We start from the raw sequence: 17,884 nt of genomic DNA, 5'->3' as shown, positions 1-17,884 counted from the left end.
GTTCCTGCCCGTCCAAGTGTAATGAAGCTGGATAGCGGACCTTCGCAATAGTTTTATCCGACGGCCGCAAAGCGTACATGTCATACCCCGCGCCAGATCAGCCCATCACCTGATGTCATGATGCCTTTTGTTTCCGCCCCAAAATTCAGAGTGGTACGTCGTCATACTCACGGGAAAGACCTGATTGCGCTTCCTTGAGAGTGTCTTCCGTCGCTTTGGACATCATCTTGAAAAGCCTATTGGCCTCGTCTGCGTATTGCTCCATTGCGGTTTTGAAAAAACTTGACTGAACCTGCAGCAATTCCGCCGGCGTCTTGCAAGCAAGTAAGGCCTTTTGCGTTTCCATGTCATGCTGCAGACGATCTGTCACAAATCGCGAGCTCTCCGAAAAAATGTCCAGCCAAGCTTTCGTCGCGGCCGGACTTGAGGCCATGAGCGCAGCCATCGCGGCTGCTCCTGGGTCCTTTCCGGGTTTCGTCTTGTCGGGTTTTCCCATGTTGCGTTCTCCTTTGCGGCATCCAACACCAAACGATTTCGACACCTTTGGGCGTAAAACAACAAGTTGCTTTATGGCTTTTTCACAACAAACGGGCGTTTATCTGGATCGTAAGCACAAAAATGCCCAAAAGAAAGTCGGCGGCTTTCAGATTTGATGCATGCCCGGTTCCCAACGAAAAAAGCTCAGGGGGTGAGAGGCGGACTGTTCTTTTTCTTCGTCAAAGACGTTCAAACAAAAGTTGGTCCGAGCCGACCACGGTGTACCTCATGGGCCCGGCAACCGAACTGCCGGGAGGCAGACCGGTACTCGACCAAGCTCTCAGACTTCGGAGGCGCCTTCAGACAGCGATACCAAGGGCGCTTCTGGCCTTGTGCAACACCTCAGGAATTGCCCCTTCTGCTTCAACAGGCACCCAATCCAGCGCGGCAATCTTGTTTTCATCAAGCTGTCGGCGCACTACCGCCTCATCCGCATCCGAAGCATCGCCGCGTCGCTCGGCCACTCGTCTCAATAGCACAGCTTCGCCGGCTTGAAGCCATAGCCCCGTCAGTCGAACATCACATCGTTCGGCCAGCGCTGCTAGAGCTCGACGTTCCTCCACAGCGGAATAAACCGCATCTATAACCACCGAATGCCCCGCCCTCAATGTGCGCTCGGCCCGATCCAGCAACCGGGCATAGACCTCGCGCCCAATCTTCGCATCATAAGCGTTCTGCGGTAACCGGGTCAGCGGATCTACCCCAAACAGTGCCTTGCGCTCGAGATCGCTGCGCAGATGGATCGCGCCGGGCGCGGGATCGATATCGGGTGCAAGATGCCGGGCAATTGTTGTCTTGCCAGTGCCGGAAAACCCACCCACCGCCACCAGCCTGGGTGTGGCTGGAGAAAGGTACTCTATCGCGTGATCAAGATAGGCTCGCGCCTTTTCGAAGATCGTCTCGGCCTCTTTGCCCTCCGTCCGCCCAGCCTGCACCAGAACCATTGCTCGCACTCCAGCCCGGATGCCGAGGAAAAGCGGTAGCACCGCCAATCCGTCGAAATGGTCCGGTTCGTTTGCCCGATAGAGATAGGCATTGAGAACAGCATTCGCCTGTCGTCTCAAGCCGCCGTGCAGAAGGTCCATGATCACGAAGGCCAGATCGTAGAGGACATCGAGCGTTCCCAACCGCTCATCGAACTCAAGCGCGTCAAACGGCACCGGGTGGCCGTCCAGCAACACCATATTGCCCAAGTGTAGATCTCCATGCCCCCGCCGAACATGGCCAGCACGACTGCGCGCGCTCAGAAGACTCGCATGAGCACTGATAGCTGCGTCGACAAGATTGTGGAACTGTTCGATGCGCGTTGCCAAAAAGATGTCCGCCATCCCGGAGAACTCGCGTCTGAACTCAGCCGCAATTTCGGTGACAAGGGTCGTCCCGTCGGCTTCGCGCACCTCGATGCCAGCGTGATAGTCAGCAATTGCTCGTCCGATTTCTTCGGCAAGAGCGAAGTTGAGCTCGCCGCGTTCCGCCACCCGGGAAAGTTCTGCGGTCGCGGGAAAGCGCCGCATGTGCAGAGCCCATTCGGCAACCTCTCCGGTGCCATTCAGTGCCAGGCGCCCATCAGCTTCCTGCGTGATCGGAACAAGGCCCAGATAAATCTCCGGTGCACTCGGTTTATTCAGTTCCAACTCGCGTTGGAGCATCATCCTTCGGGTTTCGAATGCAGTGAAATCAAGGTAATCATAGTGCACTGGCCTTTTTATCTTGTAAGCTTCATCGCCCACCAGAAAAACCATCGCGCCATGCGTTTGAACCGCTTCAACGGGGGTGTCGGAGCTATACGTCTTCGGTTCAGACAAGAACCTTACGATTTCATCAAAGCTCAATTGCGTTTCTCCGCCTTGAAATTCCGCTACGACAAATGTTGCACGTGCCAGTTACGCCCAGACAGACTGACTTTCGAAAGTTTTGTTTACCAGTACTTCCCCGATGTGGGTCATGCAGAGCCACGTTAAAGCTCTCGTGCATCTGACTTTTTTCGTCAAACATTGTCTTGCGCCCTGGAATCTTGCTTTTGAGAAACAGCCGATCACAATAATCCCGCTGTTACAAAAGGTGGTCACCGCGATCGAGGAAGACGGCGCAATACATTGCATAATCTGCCTCTTGATCAATCCACTTTTGCTGCTCTCACGGCAATCTCGACCTTCCAGTTTTCACTGGCGAGACCCGCGATCATGATTGTCGAGCAGGCAAGGTGGCCACCAAACATCTTGTCGCGCACCTCACGGAAGATTTTGACCCCGTCCCGAGCAGTCACGATCGCAAAAACATCTACGATGTGCGTCTTGTCCATGTCCGCTGCGTTCAGGATAGCGAAGACGTTGCGCCACGCCAGCTCATGTTGTTTCACGACGTCATCTGGAATGCTGCCATCAAGTTCCGCGCCGACTTGACCAGAAACATAAACCGTCCTCGCGTTCGCTGGTACTTCAACCGCCTGGCTGTAATCAGAGAAGGACGGCGGTGCTTTGTCTGTCTGAATACTTTTGTTCATGGTTACACCCCTTTCTTGCCCATTAAGTTGTGAGTTCGATGATACGATAAGTCTGTGGGCAACCATAGCAGCCCGAAGCAGTTCAGCAGCAGGTCACACACTAACATTTTCGGATCGGCTCCGAGGTTCTGTTTAGCGATACGAACCAAGGAAAGTTCGAACTGTTCAACAGCCGCTTGAGAGGGAAATAGCCTAACAGCCTTTAGGCGAACATTTCAGACTTCGACCTGGATCGTAGTGAGCGGGATGATTTCCTGGATGCAAAAACCATGAAACTCGACTTCTCCAGCCTCGCGATTGCACCACGTTCAAGCCAACAAAGCATGTCAATGCTTGCTCGAGACAGAACAGTGTGCACATGCTTTCGGTATGGTCTACCGAGTAAATATTGACGGGACCCGGTTCGAGTTTCCGTCTCTCAAGGTGTTGCTTGCAAAGGCCTCACCAGAGAGGTCAGGCGATGTGCTGGCGGGTTTGGCGGCAGACGGACCGATAGAAAGACTTGCAGCTCAGCATTGTCTGGCGGACGTGCCGCTCAGGGCATTTCTGGATGACATACTTGAAGTTGAGGGTGATGCCGTAACCGAATTGATCGCCGAGCAGCATGATCGCGACGCCTTTGCACCGATCGCCTCATTGACTGTCGGGGCATTTCGGGACTGGTTGCTTGACCCTTCTACAGATGGCCGGGCGCTGGCTGAACTTGCCTGGGGCGTCACCCCGGAAATGGTCGCTGCAGTCAGTAAAATCATGCGCTCGCAAGACCTCATCACGGTTTCTGCGAAGATCGAAGTCGTCACGCGTTTTCGGTCGACCATTGGGCTGTCGGGCCACTTGTCGACACGCAATCAACCGAACCATCCGACCGATGACAGCCGGGGCATCGCACTGTCTGCACTCGACGGCTTGTTGATGGGCGCTGGAGACGCCGTAATCGGAGTAAATCCGGCAACTGACAGCCTGTCTGACTACATACGTATATGCGAGGTTCTCGAGGCAATTCGGACACAGTTGAACATCCCTACGCAGCATTGCTGCCTCGGCCATGTGAGTACGGCGCTGGCCGCTATGGAGCGCGCCGCGCCGGTCGATCTCGTTTTTCAATCGGTAGCGGGATCGGAGAAGGCCAACAATGGGTTCGGCGTGTCACTTTCGTTGTTGGATGAAGCGCATGACGCGGTGAAAGCCCTTGGACGCGCTCCGCAGGGAGCAAACTTGATGTATTTTGAAACCGGTCAAGGGGCAGCACTGTCGTCAGATGCACATCATGGCATGGATCAGCAGACGATGGAGGCACGTGCCTATGCGGTTGCCCGCCGCTACCGTCCGCTTCTGGTGAACACTGTGGTTGGTTTCATCGGTCCAGAATACCTTGCAGACGGAAAGCAGATCATCCGCGCGGGACTGGAAGACCATTTTTGCGGCAAACTGATGGGGCTGCCGATGGGCGTCGATGTGTGCTACACAAACCACTCCTATGCTGATCAAGAGGACATGGACATCCTTTTGACTGTCCTCGCATCTGCGGGCGTGAACTTTGTAATTACCGTGCCCGGCGCTGACGACATTATGCTGAATTACCAGTCTTTGTCCTACCACGACGCGCAGTACATCCGCGACACGCTGGGTCGCCCGCCCGCACCGGAGTTCATGTCATGGATGGAGGCCAACGGTATCGGCACTCCGGGCGTCACCTTGCCGACACTGGATAATGCGTTGGCAAACCTGCAGATACCGTTAGCATGAGCCAGCTCCACCATCTCAGCCGGCAAGACATAAAGGCGCTGACAGAGGCCCGATTGACTTTTGGCCCTCGTGGGCGCGCAATGGATACGTCCACATCGCTTCAGTTCTCGCTGGATCACGCGAGAGCTCGCGAGGCGGTACTGTCTGAACTGGATGTTCCGAGGATTCAAAAGGCTCTGAAAGCGGCCGGGCTCGACAGCCAGACGGTGACCAGCGCCGCAGGCACCCGAGACATCTTCATCCGGCGTCCCGATCTTGGCCGCCTTTTACCCGAAGCAACCGCGGAAACCCTTCACAATGAAAGCCCGTTGGACGTTGCTCTGCTGCTCGCGGACGGGCTGTCAGCAATTGCAGCTGCGCTCAACGGCCCGGCTTTCGTGACAGCTCTTTCCAAAAGGTTATTGGCTCGAGGCCTGACGATCGGAAAGATCGTCTGCGCGCGACAGGCAAGGGTGGCCATCGGAGACAGAGTAGCTCAAGCGTTGGGGGCCGAGACGGTTGTGGTGGCCCTTGGCGAACGCCCCGGGCTCTCGGCCGCCGACAGCCTCGGTGTCTACATCACCCATCGCCCGAAGGCGACGACCCAGGACAGCGCGCGGAATTGTATTTCGAACATCCGTGAGGCAGGGACAAATGTTGTGGACGCAGCAGAACAGGCAGAGCAACTGATTGTCGCCATGCGGGAGACGGGCCTGAGTGGAGTAGAGCTGAGCATGGCACGCGCAGAAAACACCCTGACCAGTCAGAGCGACTAGTGTTTTCCCAGCCGCATGTGTGGACCCCAAAACTTAGCGAACCGGCGCTTAAGCGCGTCCGCTTCTGATCGAGCGGATTGCGCCGAAAGACCTCCCAACAGGGATATCGATCCGTAATTGATAAGTAGCACGAAAAGGTGGCCGCCAACGGTCAACGCAGCATATTGAGCCCTACACGCACACCTCAAGCCAACGCAGAAAAACTTAATTGATTACCTTCCGCGCTTACGAGCAAGCGATCACCCCCACAGCACTCCAGAAGAAAAGTAGCAAGATGAGTCTCACAGGTAGTCGAACTCGACGCTAATGAAGTCTGTCTCGGACAATTCATCCGCTCCAATACCTGCCAGCAGGAGCTCTGCGTTCCCATCGCTTATCAATGCGCCATCATCGCGCTCGACAATGGTCAAATCCGAAAAGCTGACTCCGCTTAGCCCAATTTTGTCAGCACCAGCTTCAAAATCGTGCACCCGGTCACTTCCTCCATCGGAGGAAAAGACAAAAACGTCATCGCCGTTGCCGCCGACAAGATCATCTCGACCATGACCTCCGGCAAGGACATCATTCCCAAATCCCCCGTTAAGGTAATCATTGCCGTTTTTCCTGCAAGCTTCGACAACCGACAGGTTGCTGGGATCGGAACATGCCGACATGATCGCCGCGATCCGCGACGGCGATGTTGCCCGCGCAGACGCGCTGGCCCATGCGCATACACGCCAGTTCCACAACCGCTTCATGGATTTCCTGAGCGCGAAATACACCGAGGATTTCGACTTCGAATTATCCGTGACATGAGTTGGCGAACGGATCGTCCCCCACCGGATTTCAGCCGGCCATAGGCGCTTGCTCTTCCACGCGGCGGAGTGCGCGCCGCGTCACCCCGTCCAACGGCTGGCCGCCTCCTACTCCGGTTCGTAGAAATCCGAGGTCTTCTCGCGCCCGGCCAGCCACCAGCCCGATTGCTCGGGCCATGTTGCGAAGTCAGTGTCAAAGCCAAGCGTGCGCGCCGCGTGCAGTGCCCACATCGGGTTGACCAGCGCCTCTCGCGCAATAGCGATCAGGTCGGCCTGCCCGCGCTGCAGGATCGCTTCGGCCTGCTCGGGATGCGTAATCAGGCCCACGGCCATGGTCGGCATGTCGGCTTCCTCGCGCACCCGCTCGGCGTAAGGCACCTGGAACCCAGGCTGACGTTTGCCCGTGGCCCCCGCCGTCGCCGCCCCGGCAATCCCGCTCGACGAACAATCCATCACGTCGACGCCAATCGCCTTCAGCGCGCGCGCCAGAACCACGGTATCGTCCAGCTGCCAGCCCTCCGGCGTGCCATCCACCGCCGAGGTGCGGAAGAAGAGCGGCAATTCGTCCGGCCACACCGCGCGTACTGCTGCGGCAATCTCAAGCGCCAGGCGCATGCGCCCCTCGAGGTCTCCGCCATAGGCATCCGTGCGCCTGTTCGACAGGGGCGACAGGAAACTGTGCAGCAGGTAGCCATGCGCGCCATGGATCTCGACGATCTTGTATCCCGCCGCCAGGGCCCGTTGCGCCGCCACCGCGAAATCCTCCACCAGCGTCGCGATCTCGTCCACGCTCAGCGCATGCGGCACGGGCCAGCCGTGCGCCACCGGGATCGCCGATGGGCCAACCGGCGACCACGGCATGTCGCCCCGGGCGAAGTCTTCCTCGGTCAGGGGCCCGTTGCCGAACCACGGGCGCTGCATCCCCGCCTTGCGGCCCGCATGGCCCAGCTGGATCGCCGGAATGGCGCCATTGCGCAGGGCGAACTGCGCGATCCGGGCATGGCCCGGGATCTGGCTGTCGGTCCACAGCCCCAGGCATCCATGGGTGATCCGCCCGCCCTTCTGCACCGCGGTCGCCTCGGTAAAGACGATGCCCGCGCCGCCGATGGCAAAGCGCCCCAGGTTGACCAGGTGCCAATCCTCCAGGTGCCCGTCATGCGCCGAATACTGGCACATGGGCGAAATCACCACGCGGTTGCGCGTCTCGACGCTGCGCAATTTCATCGGACGAAAAAGATGCGGTATGGCTGACATCACGGGCCTCCTTCGTGCTTTCAGCAAAGGCTAGCGCGCCGCGCCGCGCGCCTCAATCACCGGCGCGGCCAAGTGACGTGACGGGACAGGCGCTCACGCCTCGCTCAGCTCCTGCTCAAGCGCCTTTTCCACCGCGCCGCGCGGCTTGGTGAAGCGCGCCAGCAGATCATACAGCACCGGCGTCACCACCAGCATCAGAACCGAGGCCAGCGCCAGCCCCGCGATGATCACGGTGCCGATCGCGTTGCGGCTTTCCGCGCCCGCCCCCGTCGCCAGGATCAGCGGCAGCGCGCCCAGGATCGTCGACAGAACCGTCATCATGATCGGCCGCAGGCGCAGCACAGCCGACAGGATCACCGCCTCGCGCACCGATTTGCCTTCGTCGCGCAGCTGGTTGGCGAACTCGACGATCAGAATCCCGTTCTTGGCCACCAGCCCGATCAGCAGGATGATCCCGATCTGGCTATAGACGTTGATCGACAACCCCCCCGCCGCCATTGCATAGATCGCCCCCGCGACACCCGCGGGCACCGTCAGCAGGATGATGACCGGGTGCATGAAGCTTTCGAACTGCGCCGCCAGCACCAGGAAGACGATCAGCAGCGCCATCGCGAATACCAGGTTGGCGCCCGATGTCGTGTCCTTGAAGGTGCGCGACTGGCCCTCATATCCCAGCTTGCCGCCGGCCGGAATGATCTCGGCGGCGATCTCTTCCAGCTGGCCCAGAACCGCCCCCAGGTCCGCCCCCGGCGCCAACGCCCCCGACAGCTGGATCGACGGCAGCCGGTCGAACCGGCGCAGCGACGGGGCCGCCGCGTTTTCCTCGACCGTCACCAGCGCGCCCAGCGGCACCAGCGTCTCACCATCGCCCGAGCGGATATAGATGTTGTCGATATCCGACGGCGAACTTCTGTCGCGCTCCTCGGCCTGCAGGATCACCGGATATTCCCGGCCCCGGCTGACGAATGTCGTCACCTGCCGCGAGGCCAGCATCGACTGCATGGTCGACGCGATCGTCTCGACCGAAATCCCCAGGTCATCGGCGCGTTCCCGGTCGATCCGCACCTCCAGCTGCGGCAGGTTCTGCTCGAAATTGATCTCCGGGTTGACCAGCCCGTCGATCTCCTCGGCCCGCGCCAAGAGTGCGGTCGACCACTCTTTCACGCTGTCGAAATCCGGCCCGCTCACCACCACCCGCACGGGGGTCGAGTTGCCGCGCAGCCCCAGCCCAGCCGGCGTGATCGGGAAGCCGCGCGCCAGCGTCACCTGCCCCATCTTCGGCGCGAGCGATCGCGCCACGTCCGAGGCCGACATTTCGCGCTCGTCCCAGGGCGCCAGCCGGAACACGACGAAGGATCGCCACGCCCGGTTGCCCCAGCCGGTAAAGGTGAACACGGTTTCCACCACGCCTTCCTCGCGCAGCGGCTGCAACAGGGCTTCCACCTGCTGCGCGGCCCGGTCGGTATAGGCGACGGTGCTGCCCTGCGGCGCGGTCAGCGGCACGAACCCTACGCCCCGGTCTTCGCGCGGGGCCAGCTCGCGCGGCAGGGCATCATAGAAAAATGCTGCTCCCCCGGCCACCGCGCCGGCCAGAACCAGAACCACCAGCGGCATGCGCAGGCTCTGCCGCAGCAGGGCGGCATAGCCGCGCTGCAACCGGCCGCGCGGTTTGTCGCTCTCCTCGGGCACGGCCCCTGTGCCGCGGCGCAGCACCTTCGAGGCGAGCGCCGGACAGGCGGTCAGCGCCACGAAGGTGGAAATCGCCACGGTGCCCGCCATCACCCAGCCGAACTCGATGAACAGCCGGCCCACCTGCCCCGGCATGAACGACAGCGGCACGAACACCGCGATCAGCGTCACCGAGGTGGCCAGCACCGCGAAAGTCACCTGCCGAGCGCCCTTCAGCGCGGCCACCAGCGGCGCCTCGCCATTCTCGATCCGGCGCTGGATGTTTTCCAGCACCACGATGGCATCGTCCACCACCAGCCCGATCGCCAGCAACAGCGCCAGAAGCGTCAGCGTGTTGAGCGAAAACCCCCAGGCCCCGATCAGCACGAAGGCCCCGATCAGTGACACGGGAATTGTGATCGCCGGGATCAGCGTCGCCCGAAACGACCGCAGGAACAGCAGGATCACCAACACGACAAGGCCCAGCGAAATCAACAGCGCATTCACCACCTCGCGGATCGAGGCGCCGACGAACAGCGCGTCATCCGACCCGATCAGGATTTCCATGCCTTCCGGCAGGGTCGGGGTGATCCGCGCAATCTCATCCCGCACCGCGTTCGAGATCTGCAGCGTGTTCGACTGGCTCTGCCGCTGAACCGCTACGCCGACCGCATCGCGCCCGTCGCTGCGCGCGATGGTGGAATCGTCGGCCACCCCCGGCTCGACCCGGGCCACATCGCCCAGCCGCACCGGATAGCCCGCCACGCGGTCCAGCACGACCTCGCGGAAATCCTCGACGCTCTGCAACCGGCTGTTCAGCCGCACGGTCAGCTGCCGGTTGACCGAGCTCACCTCGCCCGCCGGCAGCTCCACGTTGTTGCGCACCAGTGCGCGCTCTACATCCGCCACGGTCAGCTTGCGCGCCGCCAGCGCCCGCCGGTCCAGCCAGATGCGCACCGCGAACGAGCGTTCGCCATAGATGCGCAGGCTGGCCACGCCATCCAGTGTCGCCAGCCGGTCGGCGATGAAGCGGTCGATGTAATCGGTGATCTCGGCGGTGCTCATCCGGTCGGACACCACGGCAAGGCGCATCACCGGGTCGGCATCGGCATCGCTTTTTTCCACCTCGGGCTGGTCGGCCTCCTGCGGCAGGTCATCCAGAACCCGGCCCACGGCATCGCGCACATCGTTGGCCGCCACGTCCACGTCGCGGCCCGCCTCGAATTCGATGGTCACCCGCGACCGGCCCTGCCGGCTCTCCGAACTGATCGAGCGTATCCCCGAGATCGAGGCGACAGCCCCTTCCACGGTTTCGGTGATGTCGGTGTCGATCACCTCGGGCGCGGCGCCGCGATAGCTGGTGGTCACGGTTACCACCGCGTTGTCCACATCCGGCAACTCGCGCACCGGAATGCCGCTCAGCGCGCTGATGCCGAACACGATCAGCAGCAGGTTGGCCACCGCCGCCAGAACCGGGCGGCGGACGGAAATATCCGAAAGCGTCACGATCCGGCCCCGTCACTGGCCGCGCCGCCCTCGGGCGCGTTCAGCACCTTGACCGCGCCGCCATTCCGCACCCGGTGCAGCCCGCGCACGACAACCGGCGTGCCTTCCGCCAGCCCGTCGAGGATGGCAACCTGCCCGTCACGGCGCTGCCCGGTCCTGACCGTGACGCGCTGCGCCTTGTCGTCCACGATTGCAAAGACATAGGTCTCCGCCGCCTGGAAGATGATCGCCTCTTCCGGCACCACGATGTGCTGCGATTCCGACAGGACCAGCTCAAGGGACATGAACATGCCCGCGGGCAGTGTTCCGTCGGGGTTGGGAATGATCGCGCGGGCCCGGAACGCCCGGCTCACCGGGTCGATCCGGCTATCCACCGCGTCGACCCGCCCGGCGAAACCCCGGCCCGGGAAGGCCACGCTCCTGGCGGTCACCTCCTGCCCGGTCTCGATGCGGGCAAAGAGCGTCTCGGGCAGGGAAAACTCGACCTCGACCTCCGCCAGATCATCCAGGCGCGTGATGAACGTTCCCGCGCTGACGCGGGCGCCACGGTCGACCTCGGCCAGGCCCACGGTGCCGGAAAACGGCGCGCGTATGGTGCGCTCGGCCAGCCGCTGCTCGGCCCGGTCCAGTTGGGCGCGCGCCTCGGCCAGCCGCGCGACGGCCTCCTCCAGCGTCGCCTCGGCCACCGCGTTCGAGCCGCGCAACTGCGTCACCCGTTCCAATGCCCGCTCGCGCTCGATCAGACGTGCATTGGCTTCGTCCAGATCGGCCCGGGCCACGGCATCATCCAACCGCACCAGGACGGCGCCCTTTTCAACCCGCTGACCGGGGGTAATGGCCACCTCTTCGATCCGCCCGCTGGCCTCGGGCACGATATCCACCGATTGGCGCGCGCGCGTCGTGCCCACGGCCTCGATGATCTCGCGCAAACTGCGGGTCTCGGCAATCGCCACCTCGACCGGCGCCGGACCGGGCGCCCGGCGCCCGCTACTGGCCTGCTCCGTCTCGGCGGGGGCAACGTAACGCTGGTATCCCTCGTATCCTCCATTGGCCAGGGCAGCCAACAGGATCACGACGAGCAACTGCTTCCATAGGGACATTGTATGCGGCTTCCATGGCTGCGCGGATCACCGCGCCGGGCAATGGACTGAACGTAAAGCAGGTTTCGGGAATAGCAATATCTGTTTGATCCCACCGGCAGTCAAATACGGGTGAACCCTCTGCGCTCCGTACCCCGCTCACGCCGCACCACGCCCTAGTCGATCAGCACCCCATCGGTGACGAACCCGCTGACAATGTATCGGGCCCGTCGGCTTTCCCGGTCGGCGAAAAGCCCGTTTTCCTCGTCCCCCGAGGTCCATTTGGACCCATCCCGCGTGATCCGCAGGATCTGCAATCCGGTCTCGACGATCTGCCAGTCCGGCACCGTATTCAGCCAAGCATAGCATCCCGCGCCGTCCTGCTGCGCGGCCAGCCGGAAGCCAAGCAGCGGCTTTCCGTCGGGGTCCAGCCAGACGCCGCTCAGGATATCCTCGAACCAGATGCAATACTGCCCCGTTTCCGGCGCGGGCTCCGGAACCGCCTCATTCGCCGCGACGAGGGCCGCGCACCAGCGCGGCGTGGTCTCCTCGGTCAGATCGGGCAGCCCGGCACTGGTCTTCTCCGCCCACTCTTGCGCAGCGTCCAGGGTGTTTTCACCGATAACGCCGTCAATGCCCCGCGGGTTGAAACCGGCCTCCTTCAGCCCCTGCTGCACGCATTTCACGATCGTATCGGCCTGTGCCACAGCGGGCGCCACGACAAGAAACACGGCCAGCACGGCAGACTGCAGTTTCATGAAACCTTCCTTCCTTCGATCAAACCCATGCCCTCTTGTTAGCGCGCCTTTGCAGACCCCTGCCTTGCGCCAGAACAAATTCTTCGGCCTGCCCGGCGATGCATCTCCTGTCTGCCCGTCATGTCTCGTGCGGCTCGAACGATATCTGTTCATACACCCGCGTCCCGGCCTCGTCCTCCACAACCAGCTTCACCGGGCCACGCCGCGGCGCGATGGTCAGCGCACAGGATCGCGGCAAATCCCCGGGGCGGGGCATTGGGCGCGACAGGATGGTCACGGCCCCCGCCAGCTCGCCGACCGCCTCGCAGCGCATCTCCAGCCGGGTCAACCGCAACCTTCGCGTCGTGAACTGTCGATAAAGGTATTTCAGCGTCGCCGTCGGATAGGCGCGTGGCAACCAGTCCTGCCATGCCAGCCCGGGATAGGCGGCATAGGGCACCGTCGCCAGCCCCACCGCCAGCAGCGATACCAGGCTGTAGGACGTCGCCCCCAGCCCCGTCACCCGCAACCCGTCGAACTCGAGCGCCGCCGACATCCAGTCGCCCTGCGCCTGCCGGAACATGTATTGCCCGTTCTCCTGCAACGCCGTCTCGACCACGATCGGCCCGCCGGCACCATGCACGGAAGGCAAGCGATCCGGCACGGATACCGTCCAGATCCCCCGCCCCGGAAGCATCCCGGCCAGGATGTTGCGCACAAACGGATTGGCCGCCGCCGCCATGACGACCGCCCCCTCGGCCACGTGACCCGAGGCATGCCATTCGACTGGCAAAAGCGTGCTGCGATCGCAGGCGAAGAAATTGGCCAGCAGGAAATCGCGTGTCGGTGCGCCCGCCTCTTCACCTTTCTGGGCGTGCAGATGCAGGTGCGGAACCGCCGATCGCCCCGAATTCCCGGCCAACCCGATCTGGGTGGCGAACCCCACGCTTTGGCCCGGCGCCACCGCGACGGTGCCCTGCATCAGGTGCGCCGTCATCACGTGCTCGCCCGAAGGGGTTTTCATGATGACATGGTTACCCCAGTTGTCGGCAAAATTGACCGCGCCCAGGGCGTTGTCGATCACGTCCGCCTTCACGCCCGTGACCACGCCCTCCACCGGCGCATAGACCGCCTCGCCCCACAGCGAAGGGCGCATCTCCTCGCTTCCCCCGAACGGCACCGGGCGTTGGAAGTCCAGCGCATGGCGCCATGCCCCGCGATGCGACAGCGCACCTGCGAACCCCTGGGTGATTTCCAGCGCGCCCTGCATCGGCACCCCCGCGATCGGCGTGCCTGCACGCCCCCACCGCGCCCGCAGCCAGTCGCGCGCCACCAGGTTGTCCTCGGGCGTGCCGGCCCAGGTCTCGATCCGGTCCTGAAGCGCCCCAAAGGGCGGCGCGGCCAGAACCAGAAGCCCGGCATAAAGCGTGACCGCAAAGGAAATCGGCAGAAACGATACCGCGCTGTAGTCGAGGATGATCTGCAACCATCCCGCGATCAGCGCCGCAACCGCGCCCCCGATCACCGCGTAGAACAGCCCCCTGAACCCGGGCACGAAAAACACCGCGCCCAGCGCCGCGCCCGACAGGAAGAAGTTGTAGGACGCCGCGGCCCAGAACACCTGCGCCCCCGCCGCCACCATAAGCGACGACACCGCGATGCCCGCCACCCAGCCCGTGATCCCCGCCAGGAACAACGCCGGCGACCACAGGAACAGCACAGCGGCAATCAGCGCGCCGGACAAGGGCCAGGGCGAGAACAGGAAAACCCCCATCGAGCGCAGGAACACCTCCGGCAGGTCGGCCAGCGCCTCGATCTGCATCAACGGCCAATGGAAATACTCCAGCGACCGCGCCGAGGCCTGCGGGAAAAGCGTGAAAACGATCACGGCGATCACGCAATAAGGCCAGACAAGGGCCGGCAGGCGACGCTTCTCCAGAAGATCCCGGGCAAGGAAAGTCAGCAATACGCCCCCAAGCACCACCGCCGCGATCATCGGGCCCTTCACACCCGGCGACAATTCGGCCGGGACAAACAACCAGGCGCCGGCCAACGCGCTCAGCAACCCGTTCGCCCGGTCGGCAACCCCCAGCTCGCCTGCCTCCGAAATCCGGACCAACCAGAGCGAAAGAAGCTCGATCCCCGTCAGCGCCAGAACCCCCGCCAGCGCCAGTTGCGGCTGTTGCGCAAGCACGCCCCAAAGGCCCAGCCCCACCCAGGGCGAATGCGCCAGGCAAATGCCCGCAAGCGGGATCAGGTAGGTCCGCGACAGAAACGTCCAGGCCGCCACCAGGGCCGTCCGCTGACTGTCCCGTGCCGCGTCGCCTCCGGCCATGTCACTTGCCGGTCAGATGCTTGGGCAGGCGCTCCCGGCTTTCCATGTACTCCATGTCCTCCCTCTCGCGGATCAGGTGCACGTCCGAGTTCTCGTCGATCAGAACCACGGCAGGACGCAGATGGATGAACTGCATCGACTGGTCGAAATTGTAGGCGCCGACGGGATGCAGTGTCAGGCTATCGCCCACGCGCAGATGCGGCAGGTTGATGGTTTCGCGGATCACGTCGATCTCCATGCAAAGATCTCCCAGCAACCGCGTCGGGTAAAGCTTGCCGGGCACTGCCCTGCTCGGGCTTGCATCGATCGCGAACCAGGCCGCCGTGAACAACAGGTTCACCCCCGCGTCCAGCACATAGCCCAGCTTCGCCGGATGCGCGCCCAGGCTCTGCTCCTTCTGCGCCAGGTTCGACAGGGGCGATCCCGGCGGATGCTTGTAAGACGCGCCCTTGATCGCCACGACCGAGGTGATCAGGTAACCCGCGTTATCCACCAGGAAGCGGCCCGATTCCAGGCGCAGCACCGGCCGCTCGGCCTTGGGCAGCGCCTTCAGCTCCGAGGTGATCGCCTCGGCGTAGGATTCGATCGGCGGCACCGCCTGTTCGGCCGGGCCCGCCATCCCGTGCAACAGGCTGTAAGACGGGAACCCGCCCCCGAGGTTCAGGCACGGGACAAGGTGGCCGGTATCTTCCTTCAACTCGGCGCGCAGACCCAGCATCGCCTGCGTGGTCAGTCGATAGGCTTCGGGGTCCAGCAGGTAGGTGCCGATATGGCAATGCAGCGTGTGCAGCCGCAGCGCCGGATTGTCGATGATGCGCCGCGCGGCGTTATAGGCCTCGCCATTGGCCAGGTTGAACCCGAATTTCGACCACAGCGGCGCATGCGCGCTGTTGAACCAGATGCGGATACCCACGTCATAGGTGCCGCCCATCTCCTCGACTGCGTTTTCGATCGTCGCCAGCTCATCCCAGTTGTCGATCTGGATCAGCGCGCCCTCGCCCATCGCCTTCTCAATGCTGTTGCGGCGCTTGTAGGGGCCGTTGAACACGATCTCGTCCCCCCGATACCCCAGGTGCCGGGCCTTGCTGTACTCGAAGGACGATACGACCTCGGCCAGCCAGCCTTCCTCTTTCAGGATCGAACAGATCGCATCCAGCCGGTTGGTCTTGAACGACCAGGCAAAGCTCGTGTCGGCATATCGCGTGCGAAACGCCTCGCGCATGCGCCGGGCCCGGTCGCGCACCGTGCGTTCCGAAAAGACGAACACCGGGGTGTCGTATTCCCTGGCCAGGTCCTCGACCGCCACGCCGTCGATCGTGTCCAGGACATTCTTGTACATGCCGCGGGAAATCGGGTTTCGCTCGGCCGCCGACTCGATCGGCAGATTGCCCAGCTCGTCCGAGATTTCCGGGCCCTTGTAGGTTTCATTCATGTCGCGCATTCCCCTCTTCTCGGTCGCCATCCCGACCGGCCGCGACATCGATTTGCCGTCGCTCGGTTTTCAGGTCGATACTCATGTCCGCAACCGCCGAAATATCGGTCACGATATCTTCGCAATGGCGCAGGAACATCTTGCCCGGCGGGCACGGCTGCAACTCGGGCAGCCTCATCCCCAGCGCCTTGCACGCGGCCCAGGCCGGCATGTTGCAGCCCAGCTTGGCCGGGAAGGAAATCCATGCCGGAAAGCGCGGGTTGATCTCGAAAAGGTAGCGCTTGCCGCCCAGGGGCTGCACGAACTCGATCTCGAACGGCCCCTCCCATTTCAGCGCCCTGATCAACCGTGCGGCCTCTTCGGCCATGTCCGGATTGTCGATCACCACCCCGCCAAAGGCCTTGCCCAGCCGCGTGCGCAACAGCTTGCGCAGCGCGCATTGCGCCACGATCCCGCCTTTGCCGTCGCCGATACCGGCGACGACGAACTCTTCGCCGAACACCGCCTGCTGCAACAGGACCGGCCCGCCCCAGACATCGTAGATCGCCTTGAACGCCGCAAAGAGCTCGCCTTCGTGATGCACCAGCTTGGCATCGTAAAGCGCGCCCTTCACGTAACACGGATAGCCGATTTCCAGCGCGCAGCGCGCCAGGACATCGGCGCTCTGCGCCGCGTAGGTCCTGGGCACCGGCACATTCGCGCTCTGCCCCAGTTCGGCCAGCGCCGGTTTCTCCCGCCCGGCCAGCGATGCCGCCGAGGGCACCAGCACCTTGATGCCCATCTCGTCCAGCTCGCGGTACAACCCGATCAGGTTCGCCAGCTCGCTGTCCAGCGTCGGGATGATCAGCGCGATGTTCTCCTGCTCGTGCACGAACCGCAGCCGGTCGATGAACTCCTTCGGCCCCGCACCCGGATAGGGAAACAGATAGGCCGCATCGACGCGGTCGGGCCCCACGCTGTGCAGGCCGGTTTCCATCAGGTCATAGCTGATGCCGATCAGCCGCGCCTCGGGCAGTTCGGCGCGTACGGATTCGATCACCGCGCCACCAGGCTGCGGGCTCTCTCCGCGGTGCAGGCCACTTACCGCGATGACCGGCCGGCTATCCGACCCGCTCATTTGCCCGCCCGCATCTGCTCGGGCAGCAGGTGCATCTCTTTCAGCCGCAACAGGAACCGTTCGGTATCACTCATCGCAACGGCCGCACTCACTCCGAATTTCAAGGCCACTTCCTTTTCGATCTCTTCGCGGCTCAACCCCCGCCACGCCGCCTCGAGGATGAAAGCGCCTTCGCGGCTGCTGGTGAAAAACGCGCCCGTTCTGCGGTTGAAGACGAACCTTTCACGAAAAACCTGGATCGGAATATCCCTCTCCGCCGGCGTTTTTCCGGCGGACCTTGCCGAAGACTTCATCAGTGACCTCTTTTCAAATCGACCCAACCCTAGGCATTTTCGGTGCATTTTCATTGATGTCGGTCAAATCGTTCTGCGCGTTATGCGTTACCTTGGCAAGCGGATGTTCCACGCGCACCAGCGCGGAG

Annotated in this window: 16 protein-coding genes; 4 read left to right on the top strand and 12 right to left on the bottom strand. The window is 62.5% G+C overall.

Annotated elements, in window-relative coordinates; translation table 11 throughout:
- Positions 1 to 145: 145 nt before the first annotated feature.
- Complete coding sequence (locus E0501_RS12975; RefSeq protein WP_161594616.1) at positions 146 to 445, bottom strand: phasin family protein; 300 nt, start codon at positions 443 to 445, stop codon at positions 146 to 148.
- Here E0501_RS12975 and E0501_RS21155 point away from each other — a divergent pair.
- Positions 432 to 653, top strand: coding sequence for a hypothetical protein (locus E0501_RS21155; RefSeq protein ID WP_161594615.1), 222 nt, complete (start codon positions 432 to 434; stop codon positions 651 to 653). The genes E0501_RS12975 and E0501_RS21155 overlap by 14 nt on opposite strands.
- A gap of 183 nt (positions 654 to 836) precedes the next feature.
- On the opposite strand, the gene E0501_RS12970 is transcribed toward E0501_RS21155, so the two are convergent.
- Together E0501_RS12970 and E0501_RS12965 are read right to left on the bottom strand one after the other, a co-directional pair.
- Positions 837 to 2,369: a bifunctional aminoglycoside phosphotransferase/ATP-binding protein gene (locus E0501_RS12970; protein ID WP_235857841.1), complete on the bottom strand. Its 1,533-nt coding sequence runs from the start codon at positions 2,367 to 2,369 to the stop codon at positions 837 to 839.
- 284 nt (positions 2,370 to 2,653) lie between these two features.
- The gene (locus E0501_RS12965; RefSeq protein ID WP_161594614.1) at positions 2,654 to 3,040 is read right to left on the bottom strand and encodes a RidA family protein; all 387 of its coding nucleotides are present in this window, start codon (positions 3,038 to 3,040) and stop codon (positions 2,654 to 2,656) included.
- Between the two features lie 333 nt (positions 3,041 to 3,373).
- Between E0501_RS12965 and E0501_RS12960 the strand changes: the two genes are divergently transcribed.
- Entirely contained in the window at positions 3,374 to 4,786 is a 1,413-nt protein-coding gene (locus E0501_RS12960) for an ethanolamine ammonia-lyase subunit EutB (protein ID WP_328591475.1), read from the top strand.
- Complete coding sequence (gene eutC / locus E0501_RS12955; RefSeq protein WP_137701752.1) at positions 4,783 to 5,541, top strand: ethanolamine ammonia-lyase subunit EutC; 759 nt, start codon at positions 4,783 to 4,785, stop codon at positions 5,539 to 5,541. The genes E0501_RS12960 and eutC overlap by 4 nt, the downstream gene beginning before the upstream one ends.
- 281 nt (positions 5,542 to 5,822) lie before the next feature.
- On the opposite strand, the gene E0501_RS12950 is transcribed toward eutC, so the two are convergent.
- Complete coding sequence (locus E0501_RS12950) at positions 5,823 to 6,194, bottom strand: M10 family metallopeptidase C-terminal domain-containing protein (RefSeq protein WP_205123494.1); 372 nt, start codon at positions 6,192 to 6,194, stop codon at positions 5,823 to 5,825.
- Between E0501_RS12950 and E0501_RS21365 the strand changes: the two genes are divergently transcribed.
- Positions 6,193 to 6,336 carry a hypothetical protein gene (locus E0501_RS21365; RefSeq protein WP_205123493.1) on the top strand — a complete coding sequence of 48 codons (144 nt, stop codon included), beginning with the start codon at positions 6,193 to 6,195 and terminating at the stop codon, positions 6,334 to 6,336. The two genes, E0501_RS12950 and E0501_RS21365, sit on opposite strands and share 2 nt — an antisense overlap.
- A gap of 107 nt (positions 6,337 to 6,443) precedes the next feature.
- Here E0501_RS21365 and E0501_RS12945 read toward each other — a convergent pair whose 3' ends face one another.
- The 8 genes from E0501_RS12945 to E0501_RS12910 form a co-directional block, all read right to left on the bottom strand.
- The gene (locus tag E0501_RS12945) at positions 6,444 to 7,589 is read right to left on the bottom strand and encodes an NADH:flavin oxidoreductase/NADH oxidase (protein ID WP_137701751.1); all 1,146 of its coding nucleotides are present in this window, start codon (positions 7,587 to 7,589) and stop codon (positions 6,444 to 6,446) included.
- Between the two features lie 93 nt (positions 7,590 to 7,682).
- Complete coding sequence (locus E0501_RS12940; RefSeq protein WP_137701750.1) at positions 7,683 to 10,763, bottom strand: efflux RND transporter permease subunit; 3,081 nt, start codon at positions 10,761 to 10,763, stop codon at positions 7,683 to 7,685.
- Positions 10,760 to 11,863 carry an efflux RND transporter periplasmic adaptor subunit gene (locus tag E0501_RS12935; RefSeq protein ID WP_137701749.1) on the bottom strand — a complete coding sequence of 368 codons (1,104 nt, stop codon included), beginning with the start codon at positions 11,861 to 11,863 and terminating at the stop codon, positions 10,760 to 10,762. The genes E0501_RS12940 and E0501_RS12935 overlap by 4 nt, the downstream gene beginning before the upstream one ends.
- 155 nt (positions 11,864 to 12,018) lie before the next feature.
- Positions 12,019 to 12,600: a peptidoglycan-binding domain-containing protein gene (locus E0501_RS12930; RefSeq protein ID WP_137701748.1), complete on the bottom strand. Its 582-nt coding sequence runs from the start codon at positions 12,598 to 12,600 to the stop codon at positions 12,019 to 12,021.
- Between the two features lie 118 nt (positions 12,601 to 12,718).
- The gene (locus E0501_RS12925) at positions 12,719 to 14,914 is read right to left on the bottom strand and encodes an urea transporter (protein WP_137701747.1); all 2,196 of its coding nucleotides are present in this window, start codon (positions 14,912 to 14,914) and stop codon (positions 12,719 to 12,721) included.
- Between the two features lies 1 nt (position 14,915).
- Positions 14,916 to 16,355, bottom strand: coding sequence for a type III PLP-dependent enzyme domain-containing protein (locus E0501_RS12920; protein ID WP_161594613.1), 1,440 nt, complete (start codon positions 16,353 to 16,355; stop codon positions 14,916 to 14,918).
- The gene (locus E0501_RS12915; protein ID WP_137701745.1) at positions 16,339 to 17,463 is read right to left on the bottom strand and encodes an ATP-grasp domain-containing protein; all 1,125 of its coding nucleotides are present in this window, start codon (positions 17,461 to 17,463) and stop codon (positions 16,339 to 16,341) included. Before E0501_RS12915 ends, E0501_RS12920 begins: the two co-directional genes overlap by 17 nt.
- A complete protein-coding gene (locus E0501_RS12910; protein ID WP_137701744.1) occupies positions 17,460 to 17,810 on the bottom strand; it encodes a PqqD family protein in 351 nt (116 codons plus the stop codon). Before E0501_RS12910 ends, E0501_RS12915 begins: the two co-directional genes overlap by 4 nt.
- Between the last annotated feature and the right edge of the window lie 74 nt (positions 17,811 to 17,884).

Origin of the sequence: Marimonas lutisalis (genome assembly GCF_005434965.1) — a bacterium.
Classification (GTDB): domain Bacteria; phylum Pseudomonadota; class Alphaproteobacteria; order Rhodobacterales; family Rhodobacteraceae; genus Marimonas_A; species Marimonas_A lutisalis.
Note: the sequence above shows the minus strand (reverse complement) of the source record. Positions and strands in the feature narration are given on the sequence as shown.

What these genes read in the sequence shown, in the direction of transcription:
- E0501_RS12935 (WP_137701749.1), bottom strand. Translation starts at nt 11,863, where the DNA reads ATGTCCCTATGGAAGCAGTTGCTCGTCGTGATCCTGTTGGCTGCCCTG.
- E0501_RS21365 (WP_205123493.1), top strand. Translation starts at nt 6,193, where the DNA reads ATGATCGCCGCGATCCGCGACGGCGATGTTGCCCGCGCAGACGCGCTG.
- eutC (WP_137701752.1), top strand. Translation starts at nt 4,783, where the DNA reads ATGAGCCAGCTCCACCATCTCAGCCGGCAAGACATAAAGGCGCTGACA.
- E0501_RS12920 (WP_161594613.1), bottom strand. Translation starts at nt 16,355, where the DNA reads ATGCGCGACATGAATGAAACCTACAAGGGCCCGGAAATCTCGGACGAG.
- E0501_RS12925 (WP_137701747.1), bottom strand. Translation starts at nt 14,914, where the DNA reads ATGGCCGGAGGCGACGCGGCACGGGACAGTCAGCGGACGGCCCTGGTG.
- E0501_RS12975 (WP_161594616.1), bottom strand. Translation starts at nt 445, where the DNA reads ATGGCTGCGCTCATGGCCTCAAGTCCGGCCGCGACGAAAGCTTGGCTG.
- E0501_RS12915 (WP_137701745.1), bottom strand. Translation starts at nt 17,463, where the DNA reads ATGAGCGGGTCGGATAGCCGGCCGGTCATCGCGGTAAGTGGCCTGCAC.
- E0501_RS12945 (WP_137701751.1), bottom strand. Translation starts at nt 7,589, where the DNA reads ATGTCAGCCATACCGCATCTTTTTCGTCCGATGAAATTGCGCAGCGTC.
- E0501_RS12965 (WP_161594614.1), bottom strand. Translation starts at nt 3,040, where the DNA reads ATGAACAAAAGTATTCAGACAGACAAAGCACCGCCGTCCTTCTCTGAT.
- E0501_RS12910 (WP_137701744.1), bottom strand. Translation starts at nt 17,810, where the DNA reads ATGAAAATGCACCGAAAATGCCTAGGGTTGGGTCGATTTGAAAAGAGG.
- E0501_RS21155 (WP_161594615.1), top strand. Translation starts at nt 432, where the DNA reads ATGAGCGCAGCCATCGCGGCTGCTCCTGGGTCCTTTCCGGGTTTCGTC.
- E0501_RS12950 (WP_205123494.1), bottom strand. Translation starts at nt 6,194, where the DNA reads ATGTCGGCATGTTCCGATCCCAGCAACCTGTCGGTTGTCGAAGCTTGC.
- E0501_RS12930 (WP_137701748.1), bottom strand. Translation starts at nt 12,600, where the DNA reads ATGAAACTGCAGTCTGCCGTGCTGGCCGTGTTTCTTGTCGTGGCGCCC.